General features: G+C 46.1%; 17 protein-coding genes. 7 read left to right on the top strand and 10 right to left on the bottom strand.

Annotated elements, in window-relative coordinates; genetic code table 11:
- Positions 1-71: 71 nt before the first annotated feature.
- On the bottom strand, positions 72-956 hold the full coding sequence (locus AC0IXI_RS11125) for a LysR family transcriptional regulator (RefSeq protein ID WP_134182347.1): 885 nt from the start codon (positions 954-956) through the stop codon (positions 72-74).
- Between the two features lie 204 nt (positions 957-1,160).
- Between AC0IXI_RS11125 and AC0IXI_RS11120 the strand changes: the two genes are divergently transcribed.
- From AC0IXI_RS11120 to AC0IXI_RS11105, 4 genes are all read left to right on the top strand, one after another.
- Positions 1,161-2,297 carry an alpha/beta hydrolase gene (locus AC0IXI_RS11120; protein WP_471682408.1) on the top strand — a complete coding sequence of 379 codons (1,137 nt, stop codon included), beginning with the start codon at positions 1,161-1,163 and terminating at the stop codon, positions 2,295-2,297.
- A 162-nt stretch (positions 2,298-2,459) separates the two neighbouring features.
- Positions 2,460-3,650 carry an MFS transporter gene (locus AC0IXI_RS11115; protein ID WP_471682407.1) on the top strand — a complete coding sequence of 397 codons (1,191 nt, stop codon included), beginning with the start codon at positions 2,460-2,462 and terminating at the stop codon, positions 3,648-3,650.
- Positions 3,651-3,850: 200 nt separating this feature from the next.
- The gene (locus AC0IXI_RS11110; protein WP_064511701.1) at positions 3,851-4,594 is read left to right on the top strand and encodes a YciC family protein; all 744 of its coding nucleotides are present in this window, start codon (positions 3,851-3,853) and stop codon (positions 4,592-4,594) included.
- 59 nt (positions 4,595-4,653) lie between these two features.
- A complete protein-coding gene (locus tag AC0IXI_RS11105) occupies positions 4,654-5,190 on the top strand; it encodes a septation protein A (RefSeq protein WP_064511702.1) in 537 nt (178 codons plus the stop codon).
- A gap of 57 nt (positions 5,191-5,247) precedes the next feature.
- On the opposite strand, the gene AC0IXI_RS11100 is transcribed toward AC0IXI_RS11105, so the two are convergent.
- Positions 5,248-5,679, bottom strand: a complete 432-nt coding sequence (locus AC0IXI_RS11100) for an outer membrane lipoprotein (protein WP_134182341.1) — start codon at positions 5,677-5,679, stop codon at positions 5,248-5,250.
- Positions 5,680-5,826: 147 nt separating this feature from the next.
- Here AC0IXI_RS11100 and yciA point away from each other — a divergent pair, with 147 nt between their 5' ends.
- Positions 5,827-6,219, top strand: a complete 393-nt coding sequence (yciA, locus tag AC0IXI_RS11095; protein ID WP_134182339.1) for an acyl-CoA thioester hydrolase YciA — start codon at positions 5,827-5,829, stop codon at positions 6,217-6,219.
- Between the two features lie 47 nt (positions 6,220-6,266).
- Here yciA and AC0IXI_RS11090 read toward each other — a convergent pair whose 3' ends face one another.
- From AC0IXI_RS11090 to AC0IXI_RS11060, 7 genes are all read right to left on the bottom strand, one after another.
- Positions 6,267-6,893: a LuxR C-terminal-related transcriptional regulator gene (locus tag AC0IXI_RS11090; protein ID WP_413498181.1), complete on the bottom strand. Its 627-nt coding sequence runs from the start codon at positions 6,891-6,893 to the stop codon at positions 6,267-6,269.
- 61 nt (positions 6,894-6,954) lie between these two features.
- Positions 6,955-7,458: a fimbrial protein gene (locus AC0IXI_RS11085; protein WP_134182335.1), complete on the bottom strand. Its 504-nt coding sequence runs from the start codon at positions 7,456-7,458 to the stop codon at positions 6,955-6,957.
- Positions 7,459-7,496: 38 nt separating this feature from the next.
- On the bottom strand, positions 7,497-8,027 hold the full coding sequence (locus AC0IXI_RS11080) for a fimbrial protein (RefSeq protein WP_134182333.1): 531 nt from the start codon (positions 8,025-8,027) through the stop codon (positions 7,497-7,499).
- 54 nt (positions 8,028-8,081) lie between these two features.
- The gene (locus AC0IXI_RS11075; RefSeq protein ID WP_471682406.1) at positions 8,082-9,005 is read right to left on the bottom strand and encodes a fimbrial protein; all 924 of its coding nucleotides are present in this window, start codon (positions 9,003-9,005) and stop codon (positions 8,082-8,084) included.
- A gap of 10 nt (positions 9,006-9,015) precedes the next feature.
- On the bottom strand, positions 9,016-11,553 hold the full coding sequence (locus AC0IXI_RS11070) for a fimbria/pilus outer membrane usher protein (protein WP_134182329.1): 2,538 nt from the start codon (positions 11,551-11,553) through the stop codon (positions 9,016-9,018).
- Between the two features lie 81 nt (positions 11,554-11,634).
- Positions 11,635-12,312 carry a fimbrial biogenesis chaperone gene (locus AC0IXI_RS11065; protein WP_134182327.1) on the bottom strand — a complete coding sequence of 226 codons (678 nt, stop codon included), beginning with the start codon at positions 12,310-12,312 and terminating at the stop codon, positions 11,635-11,637.
- A 70-nt stretch (positions 12,313-12,382) separates the two neighbouring features.
- Positions 12,383-12,904, bottom strand: coding sequence for a fimbrial protein (locus AC0IXI_RS11060; RefSeq protein ID WP_413498179.1), 522 nt, complete (start codon positions 12,902-12,904; stop codon positions 12,383-12,385).
- A 402-nt stretch (positions 12,905-13,306) separates the two neighbouring features.
- Between AC0IXI_RS11060 and AC0IXI_RS11055 the strand changes: the two genes are divergently transcribed.
- On the top strand, positions 13,307-13,972 hold the full coding sequence (locus tag AC0IXI_RS11055; protein WP_134182323.1) for a winged helix-turn-helix transcriptional regulator: 666 nt from the start codon (positions 13,307-13,309) through the stop codon (positions 13,970-13,972).
- A gap of 131 nt (positions 13,973-14,103) precedes the next feature.
- The gene (locus tag AC0IXI_RS11050) at positions 14,104-14,745 is read left to right on the top strand and encodes a helix-turn-helix domain-containing protein (protein WP_471682405.1); all 642 of its coding nucleotides are present in this window, start codon (positions 14,104-14,106) and stop codon (positions 14,743-14,745) included.
- 9 nt (positions 14,746-14,754) lie between these two features.
- Here the strand turns inward: AC0IXI_RS11050 and dcp are convergent, their stop codons facing one another.
- Positions 14,755-16,800 carry a peptidyl-dipeptidase Dcp gene (dcp, locus tag AC0IXI_RS11045; RefSeq protein ID WP_471682404.1) on the bottom strand — a complete coding sequence of 682 codons (2,046 nt, stop codon included), beginning with the start codon at positions 16,798-16,800 and terminating at the stop codon, positions 14,755-14,757.
- Positions 16,801-16,810: the final 10 nt, after the last annotated feature.

The raw sequence follows: 16,810 nt of genomic DNA, 5'->3' as shown, positions 1-16,810 counted from the left end.
GATGCAGCCAGCAAAGATGCAACTTGAAGTGTGACGGATATATCAAATAAAAGACGATCCATGATCACTTATTAAATTCGCAATGTATCAATGACGAGTCTCAGAGCGGGTGACACATTGCGATGAGGATAATAAAGGAATGATCCCTCCAGGCGCTGACTGTGAGGTTGTAAGACTCTGATGAGTCTACCCCGCTCTAAATCATGAGCGACCAGTTCCTCAGGGACATAAGCCAGTCCTAGGCCAAGCCTTGCGGCTTCTGCCTCCATATAGCTGTCAGAAAAGACCCACTGGCCCTGTGGTCGGTGGGTTATTTTTTTCTCGTTATGATGGAGTTCCCACTGGTACAAACTGCCGTCGGCAAACTGATAGGCAATACAGGGATGAGCCACTAAATCAGCCGGTGATTGTGGAAAACCGTAGCGCCGAAAATGTTCGGGCGTTGCAACAACGGCCATCTCCATATCGGGCGTAATACGCACTGCAACCATGCCACTGCCAACCTCTGGCCCAAGTCGAATGCCCGCATCAAATCTCTCCGCGATAATATCGACAAACCGGCTTTCACTAATCAGCTCCAGCCTAATGTCAGGGTAGCGCTGCTTAAATATCGCCAGTTTTGGCAGAAGGACTTTATCAATGGCGTGAAGACTGGCATTAATACGCACCGTGCCAGACGGGGTCTGACGGTAATGAGCCAAGGTGGCAAACCCCATATCTATAGCATCAAACCCTGATTCTGCTGTCTGGTAGAGCTGCTCACCGGCCTGTGTTAACGATAGCCTGCGCGTGGTACGCACCAGAAGCTGTACACCCAACCTTTCCTCTAGTTCGCGCACAGAGCGGCTAATACCCGACTGAGCAAGCCCAAGCCGCTGTGCCGCTGCAGTGAAACTGCCTTCCCTCACGACCTGCATAAACAGGTAGAGCTCATTATAGTTTTCCCGTTTTGCCATCAAATCACCCTCCGGACTGATATCAGCGGATAGCACTTATGCCCGCAGCATAATTTTCATTTATAACAATATGATATTAATCCTAGCATTTATCACCCTCTAATCAGAACGATACTTGCTAACTATAATGAACGCATTGAAAAAAGCGCAGCAGTGTTGTCCGTATGAAACCTGTACCTTCATCTCGATTTTCAGGGATTATTTATGAGCACTTTCACCAGGAAACTAAAAGCCGCCGTACCTGCAATGCTGCTATGCGCATCATTAAGTGGAGTTTCAACAATGAGTCATGCCGATGCAATAAACCCAAATGCGCCCATTTCGGTGGTAGAAAAATGGGACAAAACTTTCGCCGAAAGCAGTAAAGTGGACCATCGCAAGGTGACATTCCAGAACCGCTACGGGATTACTTTAGTCGGGGATTTGTACCTTCCAAAAGAACGTGGCGACCGCAAACTTGCAGCAATTGCTATAAGTGGCCCGTTTGGAGCGGTCAAAGAACAATCCAGCGGTCTGTATGCACAGACTCTGGCTGAAAACGGTTTTGTTACGCTGGCTTTTGACCCGTCTTATACAGGCGAAAGCGGTGGCTATCCACGCAACGTCGCTTCTCCTGATATCAATACCGAGGACTTTAGTGCGGCGGTCGATTTCCTTGGATTACAAAAAGAGGTTGATCGTGCGCGTATCGGTTTACTCGGCATCTGCGGTTGGGGTGGTATGGCGCTAAATGCAGCGGCCATGGATACCCGAGTGAAAGCAGTCGCGACCAGTGTGATGTATGACATGAGCCGCGCCATGGGTCACGGCGTTGGGGATGGAAAAGACCGTTATTCAACGGCCGATCGCCGTGCCGTGTTGCAATATCTGAATGAGCAGCGATGGAAGGATGCGCAAAGCGGAACTATAGCCCACGCAGGTCATGATATTTATGTCGACAATAAGGGAAAAGTCAGCACTTCTGAGCGCATTTTGCCGGAAACATTGCCTGCGAATCCAAACCCGGTACTGAAAGAATTCTTCGATTATTACCGGATGCCACGCGGTTTCCATGCCCGTTCAGTTAACTCTACAGGCGCCTGGACTGCCACAACGCCATTATCGTTTATGAATATGCCGCTTCTGAGCTATGCAAATAAAATTGCCATCCCTACGTTGATCGTTACGGGTGAAAATGCGCACTCACGCTATTTTGCTGAAGATGCCTTTAAAGCGATTGGAAGCAAAGAGAAAGAACTGGTGATTGTACCGGGAGCCAATCATGTTGATTTATACGACAATGTCGCCGGCAAGATACCTTTCACTAAATTTGAACAATTTTTTGAAACTAATTTAGAGTAAGCATCTCAGTCAGAGTAATTTCAAATACCACCTGTTATAGGCAGGTGGTATTAATTTAACCCCACACTTTCTTAATCAGAAATTTTACCGCCATAAATTACCTACGAGCCTAAGTCGATTATCATTTAATAATGATTGGGGTAATATTCAGAGAAAAAGATAATGCCCACACTAAGCTATAAAACATCCTGTTATAAAGATCGCGCGTACTGGGGCGGCGTTTTTTCAATGACATTATGCATATTTGTATTGATTGCATCGGAATTTATGCCTGTCAGTCTGCTGACGCCTATTGCCACGGATTTGGGGGTTACCGAAGGGCTGGCAGGCCAGGGAATTGCCATTTCAGGAATATTTGCGGTGTTGACCAGCCTGACTATATCTACCATTTCCGGGAACCTGAATCGTAAATATCTACTGCTGGGGATGACAATTCTGATGGCGATGTCCGGGACCGTTATCGCACTGGCTTCCAGCTATCTGGTTTATATGGTGGGGCGGGCCTTAATTGGTATTGCTATTGGAGGTTTCTGGTCAATGTCTGCTGCGACGGCCATTCGCCTGGTGCCCCTGCATCAAGTCCCCCGCGCATTGGCGATTTTTAATGGGGGAAATGCGTTGGCGACTGTCGTTGCTGCACCGCTTGGCAGCTATCTAGGTGCAACAATTGGCTGGCGCGGGGCCTTTTTGTTTCTGGTACCTGTTGCGATAGTGGCCTTCATCTGGCAGTGCTTCAGCCTACCAAATATGGCAGCTGATAAAAGCCGCCAGTCGCATAGCGCGATATTTCAACTATTTCACCGCCCAATAGTTTCAATTGGCCTTCTGGCCTGCGGATTATTTTTTATAGGGCAATTCGCACTATTTACTTATGTTCGTCCGTTTCTTGAAACCGTACCCCAAGTGGATATCACCACCCTATCGCTCATTCTTTTCACCATCGGCATGGCAGGTTTTACGGGTACCCTGGTCATCGGTACATTTTTGAAAGCAGGGTTTTACCAGACACTGGTAGCCATCCCGTTAATCATGGCCTGTATTACTGGGATGTTGATGTTGACCGGATACAATGTCGGAGTTGTCACTTTACTGCTGGGTTTATGGGGACTTGTTGCTACAGCCGCACCCACTGGATGGTGGACATGGCTGGCACGCACGTTGCCCAATGATGCTGAAGCAGGCGGAGGACTGATGGTCGCAGTTGTCCAGCTCTCTATTGCGCTTGGTTCAACGGTAGGCGGCATTGTATTTGACAACAGTGGCTGGCAAAGCACTTTTAGTTTGAGCGGTGTATTTCTGTTATGCGCAGGGGCACTGACATTGTTCATATCCCGGTTAGAAGGCGTTAAATAAAAACGACAGTCTGCGCGCAGCGGAATATTCGCTATGGTGCAATTTTGTGCCCACGGATGGGTTAAACGACAATTTCCACTCCAGATCAATTTTCACATTGACAGTAACTTACTTACTGCGCGCATCTTGTCGGTGCCAGCGCCCTTCATCCAGGGTACAATTCCCGCTGTTTTTTAACCGAGCAACATCAAGGAGAGTGCATGTCTATCACGGCGGGTTCTGTGTACCGTGACACGGGGAATTTTCTACGCAATCAGTTTGTTACTGTTTTACTGATTGCTTTACTTTGTGCCTTTATTTCGGTTGTGATCGGTCACGCCTTTTCACCCAGCGACGAGCAAATGTCTATCCTTAGTGAGGGAGATAATTTATCGAATAGCATGGGGCTGTTTGATCTTGTGCAAAACATGACACCTGAGCAGCAGCAAATGTTACTTAAAGCCTCTGCGGCATCAACATTTGCGGGTCTGATTGGCAATGCAATCCTTGCGGGTAGTGTGCTGGTTTTAATTCAGATGGTGAGTGCCGGGCAACGCGTAAGCGCCTTGCGTGCGATTGGTACATCTGCGCCTGTATTGCCTAAAATCTTTATTTTGATGTTCCTGACAACCTTCCTGGTGCAAATCGGCATCATGCTGATTGTGGTACCAGGCGTGCTGTTAGCGATTCTGCTTTCATTCGCGCCAGTTATGGTAGTGCAGGATAAAATAGGGATTTTCCAGTCGATGCGCGGCAGTATGCGTCTTGCCTGGGGAAATATGCGCCTTGTTGCACCTGCGGTGATTAGCTGGTTACTGGCAAAAACTGCACTCCTGATGCTCGCATCTTCATTTGCAGCACTGTCACCTGCGGTTGGCGGGGTGGTAGCAAATACGATAAGCAACCTGATTTCTGCGGTGTTGCTCATCTATGTATTCCGTTTGTATATGCTGGTACGCCAATAACACTCACTTACTCCTGAACCTCTAACTGAAGGTTCAGGAGTCATTTTACGGAACAGATTATGAAGCAGTTTCTCGACTTCCTGCCCCTGATTGTTTTCTTTGCATTCTATAAAATGTACGACATTTATGTGGCCTCTGGTGCGCTGATCGTCGCCACCGGTTTTGCACTGATCTATAGCTGGTATAAATTCCGCAAGATAGAAAAAATGGCGCTGATCACCTTCCTGATGGTGGCCGTTTTCGGCGGTCTGACGCTGTTCTTCCATAATGATGAATTTATCAAATGGAAAGTCACCGTGATCTACGGCCTGTTTGCTGCCGCACTACTGATTAGCCAGTTGGTGATGGGAAAACCTTTGATTCAACGTATGTTGGGCAAAGAGATCTCTTTACCACAAGGCGTATGGTCACGCTTGAACGTCGCATGGGCGTTGTTTTTCATCGTCTGCGGCGCACTGAATATTTACGTTGCGTTCTGGCTACCACAAAGCGTGTGGGTCAACTTTAAAGTGTTCGGCCTGACTGCCGCAACGCTGGTGTTTACGCTGTTGAGCGGCGTCTACATCTATAAGCACATGCCGCAAGAAGAGAAGTAGTCCCCCTCCAGAAATGCAAAAACCCGCTTCGTGCGGGTTTTTTTATGTTCGAACATTTTATAACGAGGATTTATCCACGCTGGTGTTGTTGCCAGAGGTGAGAATGCGCACTTTATCTCCTTTATTAAACGTGATGTGTCCATCGTAACTCTGCGTAACCTGAATAATCTGCCCCGCATCGGTTTTGATCGTCAAATCCATCTGCTGGGCGTTTTGCTGTTGGCTCTGGCGGTTACGTGAAACCTGAGCGCCTGCAACGGCACCCGTCGCCGTCAGGATGGTTTTCCCTGAACCACCACCAAATTGGTTGCCAATGGCGGCCCCTGCAGCCCCTGCGGCGACGGTGCGCAGCGGATGAGAACGGGTTTGGCTGGTGATGATCTGCGCTTGTTGCACCACACCATATTCCACCAGCGTTTTCGTCCCGGCAAAACTGGACTGGCTGGATAACGCAAGCAGGCTGACAAAGATAAGTAAGTATTTCTTCATATTGGTTACAGTGTCGATTCAAAGTGAGCATGATTCTGCCAGTCCCCGCCAAAACCCCTTTAGACATTAATGCTACTTAGTGACGCAAACGCCCTTGTCGTATTAAACTTAAGTTAAAGAATTTCAATTATTATTTCAGGAAGACAAATGACCCAGCAATACGCTCCTGCCGGAGAACTGGTTTTACGCACATTGGCAATGCCCGCAGACACCAACGCAAATGGTGATATTTTCGGTGGCTGGCTAATGGCGCAGATGGACATGGGCGGCGCGATTATGGCTAAAGAAATTGCCCAGGGTCGTGTAGTCACGGTTCGGGTCGACGGGATGACGTTTCTCAAGCCTGTCGCCGTTGGGGATGTGGTATGCTGCTACGCGAATTGTATAAAACGTGGAAACAGCTCCATTACGGTGAACATCGAAGTCTGGGTGAAAAAGGTTTCTTCCGAACCAATTGGCCAGCGTTATAAAGCTACCGAGGCGGTATTTATCTATGTCGCTGTCGATACGGAGGGCAAACCTCGCCCTATTCCTCGCTAAGACTGACACCCCAAATGCGCCACAGCGCGCATTTGGGGTGATTAATATTAATCCATAAACAGATGTACCGGCGGATTATGCTTTTTAAGGTTATTAAGAAAATGCAATAACTCATAGTCGGAACTCAGATTAAATTTACTCATCATCAGCCGCTTATGCGCGCTGACGGTTTTGACATTAATCTCTAACAATTTCGCAATTTTAATAATATCGTTACCTTGCAGCATATATTTAGCAATGGTCATTTGTTGCGGTGTTAGCGAGCGATATTTACATTTCAGGCATTTTTTGCAGGGTAACGTGTCGGGGTTTTCGACACTCTGTTTCCACGCTTGCGTAACCTGTTCACGTGCCGTATCTAAGGGTTCTGAACGGTTGATAAATACTATATTTTTTATACACAGTGGTAACTCGTCATGATAAGGCGATTTCTCACTATCATAAATACCGATAATTACCCCAGGCTTGCTGCGATATTTGAATATTGGCTGACAGATATATTCAGCACCTGGCACAAAACTTTTTATAATGACATCAACTTGTGTCGCATTTAACTTTGTCAGTTTATTAAACTGCACGGACTCATCTTGTTCTTTAAGAAATAACTCCTCAAGAAATATTTCCATTCCGTTTCGATACAGTGAATCTGAATCATCAATCGCTACATTCAACATCTCACACCTACAGGGTTAACAATCTTCTATGCTATAAATTAATTTATAAGGGCTTGAGCAATTATTGATAAGTAAAATCAACGTTGACTACGCTTCTAAATGACCCACCACTGCCATTACCCAACGGGCTAATGATTCTCGCTGACAATGGAAATATTGCTTTATGTGTATCTGTTGTTATTGTAACTATTTTCTGGCTGCCATCTCCATAAATCACAGAATGATCGGTATTAGATATTTGCAGAGCGACATTTTTTGCCGAGCCCTGATTTTTAAAAGCTGTTATATCATCAATGTTAGCCTCACCACTGAAAGATGCGGTCACCGATACAGTTGAACGTGAACAGTCTTCTAATAACAATTCAAAATCGACCCAGTTAGAACCCGAACCCGCATTTCTTAATCTGGTAAACATGACCGTACCCAAATTCACAAGTTTAGATTCGGTATCAACATCTATCGTACAGGGCTTATCAACTACACGCCCAGTGATACTAATATCTTCAGCATTTGCCTGCCAGACCAATAATAAGGACAAAATAAGTAGATAACGATATCGCGGCACAAAACCTCCTGAAGGGCACGTCATGATATTAGTGGCCGTTACTGATATACAAATGAAGCCAGGATAACTGTACTAATATCACCAGGCGTTGCGTTACCCTGTGAGCTATATGCGGCAGTTTTTAATTTAAAGGTCGCTTTATTGCTGGCAACTGGAGCCGTTAGCATACTGCCATTACTGAGCATGACGTTGGTCGCTTTATCTTTAAGCTCAACGGATGTGTTTAACGCTTTACTGGCTGCGGTGTTTAACCAACGAGTCCCGTCTACCGTATCAGCGCTGCCAGTGAATGTGGCTTTAACATTAGTCGTGCCAGCCGGACAGCCGGTCAGTGCAACATCAAATTCAACCCATGGTGAGTTACTTCCCGCAGATTGCAGAGAACTGGCGCTGATATCATCACCCAGTGATACCGTTAATGGGTTTTGCCCACCGTTTACCGTTGTGCAGGGTGAAGCAATGACTCGACCTGTAATTTGAATATTGACATTATCTGCTGCCGCATTGGCATATCCTGCAAATAACGTAGTAAATACAGCGGCAGATATCATTTTCAATGTGCTATTCATAAATTCATTCCTTTATATATTGTCATTCAACATCCATGACATTGCTTTTAATTATTACTGATAGGTCAAGGTTAATGTTGCTGATGCGTTTGCATCACCAGTTGTCACAGTTGATTTGGTTTGATAATAGCGTGCGATCAAAGGTAATGATGTTGCTGACGACGTCGCTGTTTTCAAAAATATCGCTGAATTAAGGGTTAATGGGGTTGAACCATAAACCAATTGCACACCAATACCTGTTGCAACTCCCGCACTACCCTGATTGGTTAATTTCAAAACGCTGGTGTTTGTTGTGTCCGGATTTTGTGTACCGCTCATTGTGACATTCACATTCGCGTTAACATCACAAGTTAAACCCAAATTCTGGGTATTCTGTTTAGGGTTAACAAACCCAACAGTGGAACCAAAAGTATTCACATTCACATCACCAATCGGAAATGTCAGATTTGCAGTATTAACGGAGCAGGCAACCGTGGTTACGCTACCGCCTGTTAATTGTACGTTCATCCCGGTCATTGTTGTTGGGCTTACTACCCGAGCTTGTTGCACTAATCCAGTAGCGAGTGCACCACTGCCCGTCGCTGCGACTTTATAAAAATATAAAGTACGTCCACTTGGCCAATATCCGTATCGCCCCGCGCCCATGGCAACAGCAGTTTGTTGACCAAAGGAAATACCTATACCGGGAATATTGGTCAACCAAATCGGTTCAGTTCCAGTCACCGTTGACTGTGTACTGAATATCATCGGAAACCATTTATAGCTCCAGGCGGTAGTACAACCAAACCCTGCATTCGTCCCGGCACTCACCACCGTTGCGAGTAATGTACCCACCGGTGTATCACGCTGCACAACGATATTTCCGGGATTGACCGTTAATGTCACAAGCGAAGTTCCACCGTAATCACAGCCAGCAAATAGTTTTGCGCTACATAGCAATAATGGCAGTAATAATAACGTTTTAAAAAGGGCCTTCATCATTTATTCCTTACAGACAGTTGGCTGTCATTTGCATGACTGGTTCATCTTTTTTAGCCACCGGTAAATTAGCTTTAACACGGCAGCTATCTGTAGGTGTTTCACCCCATTTGACAAACATATCGATACGCTCAGATAACCCAGTCAAATAAACTTGCCCACTATCGCCAACAATAAAACCTTGTTGCTTCGCTGTACTTTCAACCGGTGTGGCCATAGCACCGAACGGTACATATTTCCCGTTGGGCCTATTCAGTGTGAGTAATACCCGCCCGCCCACGCTTGCAATATATTCAGCCCGTACTATTGCACCACGTGTTGGCACCACCGTTTTACTGGTCAACTCTAATTCAACTTCGTCAGGCGTCTGTTCCGGGTCAAGCGTAATATCGTTTTTTCGATATGGAGAAATATTGCTGACTACGGTGTAGCCCCGGAAGTCAGTTTTCACCCCGCTTTCGTTGGCAACACCGACACCTTTCGCCCCTGGTGCTTTCACCAGTGCCAGCGTCTCGCCAAATGGTTGTGCCAGCGTCACGCCATCGGCATGCGCCAGAACGCCACCGGAAATGCCGTAGTTCAGGCGTTCACTATTTTTGTCATAACTATATCCGGCCATCACTTCAGCATAAGTTCCGCGATAATCTGCATTCATGTTACCGGTGTAACCTGCACCGTCCGTGCCGTAACCTTGTTGCACACTCCATCCGAGTGCATCACCTTCCAGCGCGTTCCCACTGATACCAACGGTATGTGTGGTATTGCTCTGCTTACTGGTGTTCATGCCGTAACTTGCCCACGTTTTAGGCATGAAGTAGTCCAGTGGCACGTTAAGCGACAGAGACAGTTGCTGATCTTTATCGTAAATTCGGCCGCCGCTGCTGCCGTTCGCCGTTGAGTTTTTGCTATACGTGTAGCCCAGGCTATAACTGATCCCGTTCCAGGAGTTGTTATAGTTTGCCCCATACGACTCCATTGTCTTGTTAATGCTCCAGTAATTTTCACGAATCGCAGTGATGGTTATCGCGCCAAAGTTTTTGCCCAACGTCTGGCTCAATGAGGTTTCTGCACGATTACGACGGCGTTCAGGGTTTACTGTCTGGTCGCTATAGGAGTCCAGAATTTCCTGCATGCTGTAATAACCAGAGGTCGAATAGCGATAACCGGCGATAGCAAAGTTGGTTCCTGTCTCAGCAAAGTTTTTGCTGTAGCGCACACGCCACGACTGGCCTTCAGATTTGTCACCGTCTTTTGGTGCGGACCAGCCTTGTGTCACATCGACAGAAAGTGCTCCGATATCACCAAAGTTTTTACCCACCCCCATCGCCAGGGATTGATATTTACTCGACTCCTGTAAACCACCATAAACCGTTAAACCATAGGGCAAACCATAGATGATATTGCCTAAAGCAAGCGGTGTGCTATCGACCTTACTGTTATATGAACGATATTGTCCCGCCGTGAGGCTGTATTTGATTCGCCCTTCACGTTGCAAAACCGGCAACGATGCGAAGGGAATAACCAGATACTTTTCGCTACCATCAGCCTCTTTGATGGTGACAAACAGATCACCTGACCCGCCAGTCGGGAACATGTCCGTGATTTCAAACGCTCCTGGCGCTACGTAGTTTTCATAGATGACATAACCGTTCTGGCGAATAATAATTTTCGCGTTGGTTCGGGCAATACCACGCACCACAGGCGCGTAACCTCTCATGCTATCCGGGATCATCTCTTCGTCTGAAGCCAACTGAGCACCACGGAATGGAATACTATCGAACACATCAGAAGGTGTTGAGCTATCACCCAATGTCATCTGGCTCTTCATCGAAATAATATCGCGCAGCAGATAAGTATAAACGGAATCCCATTTATTCTGTCCATTCCCATCTCGGGTCCAGGTAGAGTAATTACGCAGACGCCATGAGCCAATATTTACACCAGGGCGTAGGTTCACATATTGGCTATTGTCACTCGTACTACCATTGTTTCGGGCATGGGTATTACTCCCACTTGCACTGTAATTGAGCAGTAGTGCATTAATACCTTCATCCCATAATTCTGGTGCAACATAACCACGCGCTTGAGTAGAAAGTGCAGCCTGTGGAATGCTCAGTATTAATTTTTGACCTGCAAAAAAGAACTCAGCGGAAGCCTGAGGAATATCTGCAAGATTGATGCACTCTTCATCCATTTTTATTTTTTGGAAAAGTGCTATTTTTACTCCATAACTTTCGAGCATACTGGCGGACAAGCAAGGCTGAAGTTTTGGCTCTTCATTACCTTCCTTGACCAATTTAAATGTCACATCCCTGGTGTCGACCATTTGGTTGTTAATAATCACGTCAACGCGATATATGCCCGGTGCTTGTTCACCATTTTCAAATGCAGCAAGGTCTACGCCTTGTGAGGAAGGGTTATCCACTTCCAATAATGCAGGGTTAAAGTAATCACGTGCCTGCACGGCTTCACTTATTCCAGAGCATGCCAATGCAATACACCAACCGAGATGGGTCGCTCGTAACTGGTGGCGATTATTTGCTATCATTATCAACTTCCTGCCTATTTATATAGGCTATCTCATCTTTCACGTACCACCCTGTACGCACGGGGAAGTATTTATTGCCAATCAAATCGATGCGTTATGAATTTCACCTACGCCACCATAATCACTAATAATCTTAAATATTAAGGCACCGGATGAAACGCCTACCGGTAGGTCAAAGCGTGCGCTGCCTCCAGGGGCGACAAATGTGACATCTGGTAGAGCCTTACCATTGACAGTAATTTGATTGAAATTCATATAAAATTTGGTCGGGTTGGTCACCTGGACCTGATTGCCCACTTTCTGCCAGGTTAATTTATCAGCCTGTAACTCTGGCGCGCTGCCTTTCAATGCGGCTGGTCGATAAATTAATTTGATGCGTGTTTTCACTGCCACTTGCAGCGTATTTTCTTTCTTCGGTGCTGAAGGGATAGATTTTATATTCAGCCAGAACATAGACTCTTTATCTTCTGGTAAATTACCCGCACGCACGATACGCATCACGTTCTGCTGCCCCTGGTCTAAACGGTACAGTGGCGGAGTGATAATAAAGGGAGCTTTCTCAGCACTACCTGCTTGAGTGTCAATCCATGACTGAATTAGAAATGGCACGGAATCTGGGTTATTGACGCTCAGTGAAGCTTCCTTCTTACCGCCATCATAAATAACCCGGGTACCACCAATAACCACACCGGCATTTACGGATGCAGAAAATACAATAGCGAATAAACTCAGCAATGCTGTTTTATGGAATGATTTCATATATAACCTATGTGACAAATACGGGCCAATAATTATCGGCCCGATAAATTTCTTTATGTAAATAAAGAAATTAGTTGTAGTTCACCGTGAAGGTGGTCGTTGCGTTTGCAACACCCGCATCAACGGTATCCGATTTCTGAATATAACGAGCGTAGAATGGCAGTTCATTCACACCTGAAGTCAGATTATAAGCAGTTGAAGCTGTAAACAATGGTAGTACAGCGGCTACGTCAGACAGTTCAATTGCTACACCTTTAGCAACGCCAACTTCCTGAGTCAATTTCAGAACTGAATCATCGCCATCATAACCAGTACCGTCGAATTTGAAACGAGCGGAAAACAAATCTATAGGGCAATCTTTTAGGCGCAGAATGAACTTGGTAGCAGATGCTTTTGATCCTACACCTGTAAATGAACTAATAGCTACTTTGCCAAGATCCACAGTCATTGTATTATTAGTGCCAATATCAACAACACAAGGTGAAGGGATTATTTCACCAGTGAAGTTAACCGTACCATCAGATGCCAATGCAGAAGCAGCAGGCATTAAAATAGTAGCAGCGACAGCAGCAGCAATTAAGTTATTTTTCATTTCGTTTCCTTTATATTAGTAGGCAGGGGTTTTTGATAAAACCAGGCCGCCTCATTATCGCTAGATAATAAGTTGCTTTTCCTACCATTTTGTCCATGTATCATCATGTTATTCATACAGCAAATTATTATGCGCAGTGTAAAGCCTACTTACTTCATTAATACTAATGACCACTTGCAAAGGTAAGTCATCTGAACCGAATTCATATTAATAAATCAGTTTTCTCACCACACATCAATTCACTGCTTGAATCAATTTTCATTAAATGCCGCGTCAAACTCAAGGTGTTTTTCGGTGTAATTTTACACCGTAACATTTATTCACTTAATAAAAGTTCTTAACCATAATGCAGCCATATATAGCGCCTCCAGGAATATTCCTGGTACACAGGAGTGAATCTAAATGACTGTATATGAACAACAAAATCCTTTCTATAATGATGAGAAAAACATTCTAAACCCAAAACCTCTTATCGAAATAGAAGCGCTAATTTCATCACTCAACCCATTTTCTAACAAATTAGAAACAAAACCACGCCAAATCATTAACTATATGGATAGCGATGAGAGAAAGTGTTTTCTTTTACATAAAGGAAACGTTTCGTTATACAGAAGTGTAGATGGAATGGTGCTTAATACTGAATCAGCACCATTTATATTTGGTATGAGCACCCAATTGATGGATCAGGAATATCTCTACATCCGTACTCATGATGAATCTGTGGTTTCCTGGATGCCCTTGGATTTAGCAAACAAGATTATTGCAAAAGAAGGACTTTGGAAGGAGTTATCTACGCAGTTGATTTACTCCATCACGCGGGTATACGACCATTGCACAAAAATATCTTCACTCTCCTCTTATGATATTATTCGCTACCAGTTGTATGAGCTAATTAGTGAAACTGAAGAAATACGAAGCAGTGTGAGTATTGCTAACTACATACAAAGCCGTACGTTTTTATCACGTAGCAGCATTATGAAAATCCTTGCGCAATTAAAAGCCGGTGGTTACATCATCACCGATCGCGGCTGTTTACAGGCAATCAATAACATCCCGTTGAAGTATTAACCTGGCAAGGTGCCAAAATTGGGGGGTATCATTGCTTTATTAAACAACTAGTTGTTACAAACACGATATTTGCCAACTCAGGAAATGTGCTAATATTTAATAAACAGATTTCAGAGTGAATTGTGTCCAAGATGAAAGATTCATCATTACAGGGTTTAACGACAGTTATTCAATCCCAGGCAACATTCGATCTTATCGATTTGTTCAGCCCACATGTCACTTTTGAAAAAATGCCACCTCAGAGGCGTCTCTACTATTTTGTTGACGGTGAAAGGATGTGTTACATCATTCGTTCAGGTGTTATCAAAGTACGCCGGGATGTGGATGAGTTCGTGATGGCTTCTTTACCGACACCTAATCTCACCGGGATGACAAATATGCTTCCTGATGACACAGGGCTTTTTCTGGAAATGCAGACTGAAGCGGAGATAGCCATCATTACGACTGCTGAAGCGCATCAGATAATCGCTGAAGCCGACGCATGGGAGTTGCTGGCCGGGCACATTGCGAAAGTGTCTGCCAACCTGCTAAAAAACAATATTATTATGACGGCCCCCACCACCTATGAAGTGGTGAGGTTCCAGTTAGTGATGCTTTTAAGCGAGCCTGAAAGCATTCGTAATTCGGTGTCTGCTGCAAAATATATTCTCGAACGAACCCGGCTTTCACGTAGCACGGTGATGAAAATCCTCGCGCAGTTAAAGCAAGGCGGCTACATCCAACTCGGCGACGGTTTGTTAACCGCCGTGAATCACTTACCCGCCAAGTATTAACGTGCGTATTTAATCTGCCAGGCCGCGATTTTCCAGCATCGGCTCACTGTAAGGCGCATGTCCACGCCAGTCGTTGTATAGCGCTTTGAGCTCGCGACTGTTCCCTCTAGACAAAATCGCTTCACGGAAGCGCTTACCGTTTTGTGCATTCAACCCTCCCTGTTCCACAAACCATTGATAACCATCATCGGCCAACATTTGCGTCCAGATATAAGCGTAATACCCCGCCGCGTAGCCACCACCAAAGATATGCGCGAAGTAACTGCTGCGATAACGCGGAGGAACGGTTGAAAGATTAATGTGTTCACTTTCCAGTGCATGCGCTTCAAACTGCGCCACATCATCGACAGTACTTCCGGCCGGTAAACTGTGCCAGTTCATATCCAGTAGTGCTGCGGCAAGCAGCTCTGTCATGTCATAGCCTTTGTTAAAGCGGGCGGCACGGAATAGCTTATCTTTCAACGCATCAGGCATCGCCTCGCCAGTTTGATAATGGCGTGCGAAGTTAGCAAACACCTGGGGTTGGCTCGCCCAGTGTTCATTGATTTGCGAAGGGAACTCCACAAAGTCGCGCGGCGTATTAGTCCCAGAAAGTGTTGCATAGCGTTGAGTAGCAAACAGCCCATGTAACGTATGACCAAATTCGTGGAATAACGTCACCACATCGTCCCAGGAAATGAGTGCCGCTTCGCCAGCTGCTGGCTTGCTGTAGTTGCAGACGTTGTAAATTACCGGCGCGTTTTCCAGTAACGTAGATTGCTCAACGAAATTGCCCATCCACGCCCCGCCGCCTTTGCTGTCGCGGGCAAAGAAGTCGCCATAGAACAGCGCCGTTCCACGACCGTCTTTATCGAAGATTTCCCATACGCGGACATCATCGTGGTAGACCGGAATATCGAAGCGTTCAACAAATTTTAGCCCGAAGAGCTGGCTTGCCGCCCAAAAGACACCATCGGTCAGCACTCGATTTAATTCGAAGTACGGTTTGATTTGCGCTTCATCGAGGTCGTATTTAGCCAGACGCACTTGCTCGGCATAAAACGCCCAATCCCATGCCTCGGCTTTAAACCCGCCCTGTTGCTCGTCAATCACTTGCTGGATATCAGCCAGCTCGCGTTTGGCACGTGCGGTGGCGGCAGGCACGATATCACGCATAAATTGAAACGCGGCCTGCGGCGTTTCTGCCATTTGATCGGCAATTTTCCAGGCGGCATAGTTCTCAAACCCAAGCAGTTGCGCTTGTTCCGCACGCAGTGTTGCAAGGCGCGCCACTATCGCTCTGGTATCGTTGCTGTCGTTGTGTTGAGTGCGTTCCCAACCCGCTTTGAACAGTTTTTCACGCGTCTGGCGGTTTTGTAGCGATTGCAACGCGGGCTGCTGGGTGAAGTTAAGCAGCGGAATGACATATTTCCCGTCCTGCCCTTTGCTATTCGCCCGTTGCGCCGCGGCTGCAATTTCACCCGGCGTTAATCCAGCCAGGTGAGTAATGTCGTCAACCACCAGCGCGGCGGCTTTATCTGCTGCATGCAGGCGATTATTAAACTGGCTACTAAGCTGCGCAGCTTCTTTGTTCAGCACTTTCAGGCGCGTTTTTTTATTTTCGCTTAATGTTGCCCCTGCAAGCGTAAAACTCTGCCAGACGACTTCAACTAAACGCCGCGATTCTTCATCAAGACTCAGCGTGTGGCGGTGTTGATAAACGCTATCTAAACGGGCGAACAGCACCGCATTAAGGCGCATTTCATCGGCAAGCTCGGCCAGTTCAGTGGCAAATTCCTCATCGAGCTGTTGCAAGTAGTCGTTGGTGTGCGCCGAGGTCATAGCGAAAAAGACGTTGGTGACACGGCCTAACATTTGCCCGGTTTTTTCTAGCGCAAGAAAGGTATTTTCAAACGTGGGTGCCGCAGTGTCATTGGCAATCGCCGCGATTTCTTCGCGCTTGATGCGTTTCGCTTCGTCAAATGCCGGACGATAGTGGCTGTCCTGTATGTCATCAAAATGAGGGGCTTGGTAAGGCAATAAACTGATGTGATAAAACGGATTTTCCATCTGCATTCTTTAATTC

The sequence above is a fragment of the Buttiauxella sp. AC038 genome (genome assembly GCF_979253565.1).
Note: the sequence above shows the minus strand (reverse complement) of the source record. Positions and strands in the feature narration are given on the sequence as shown.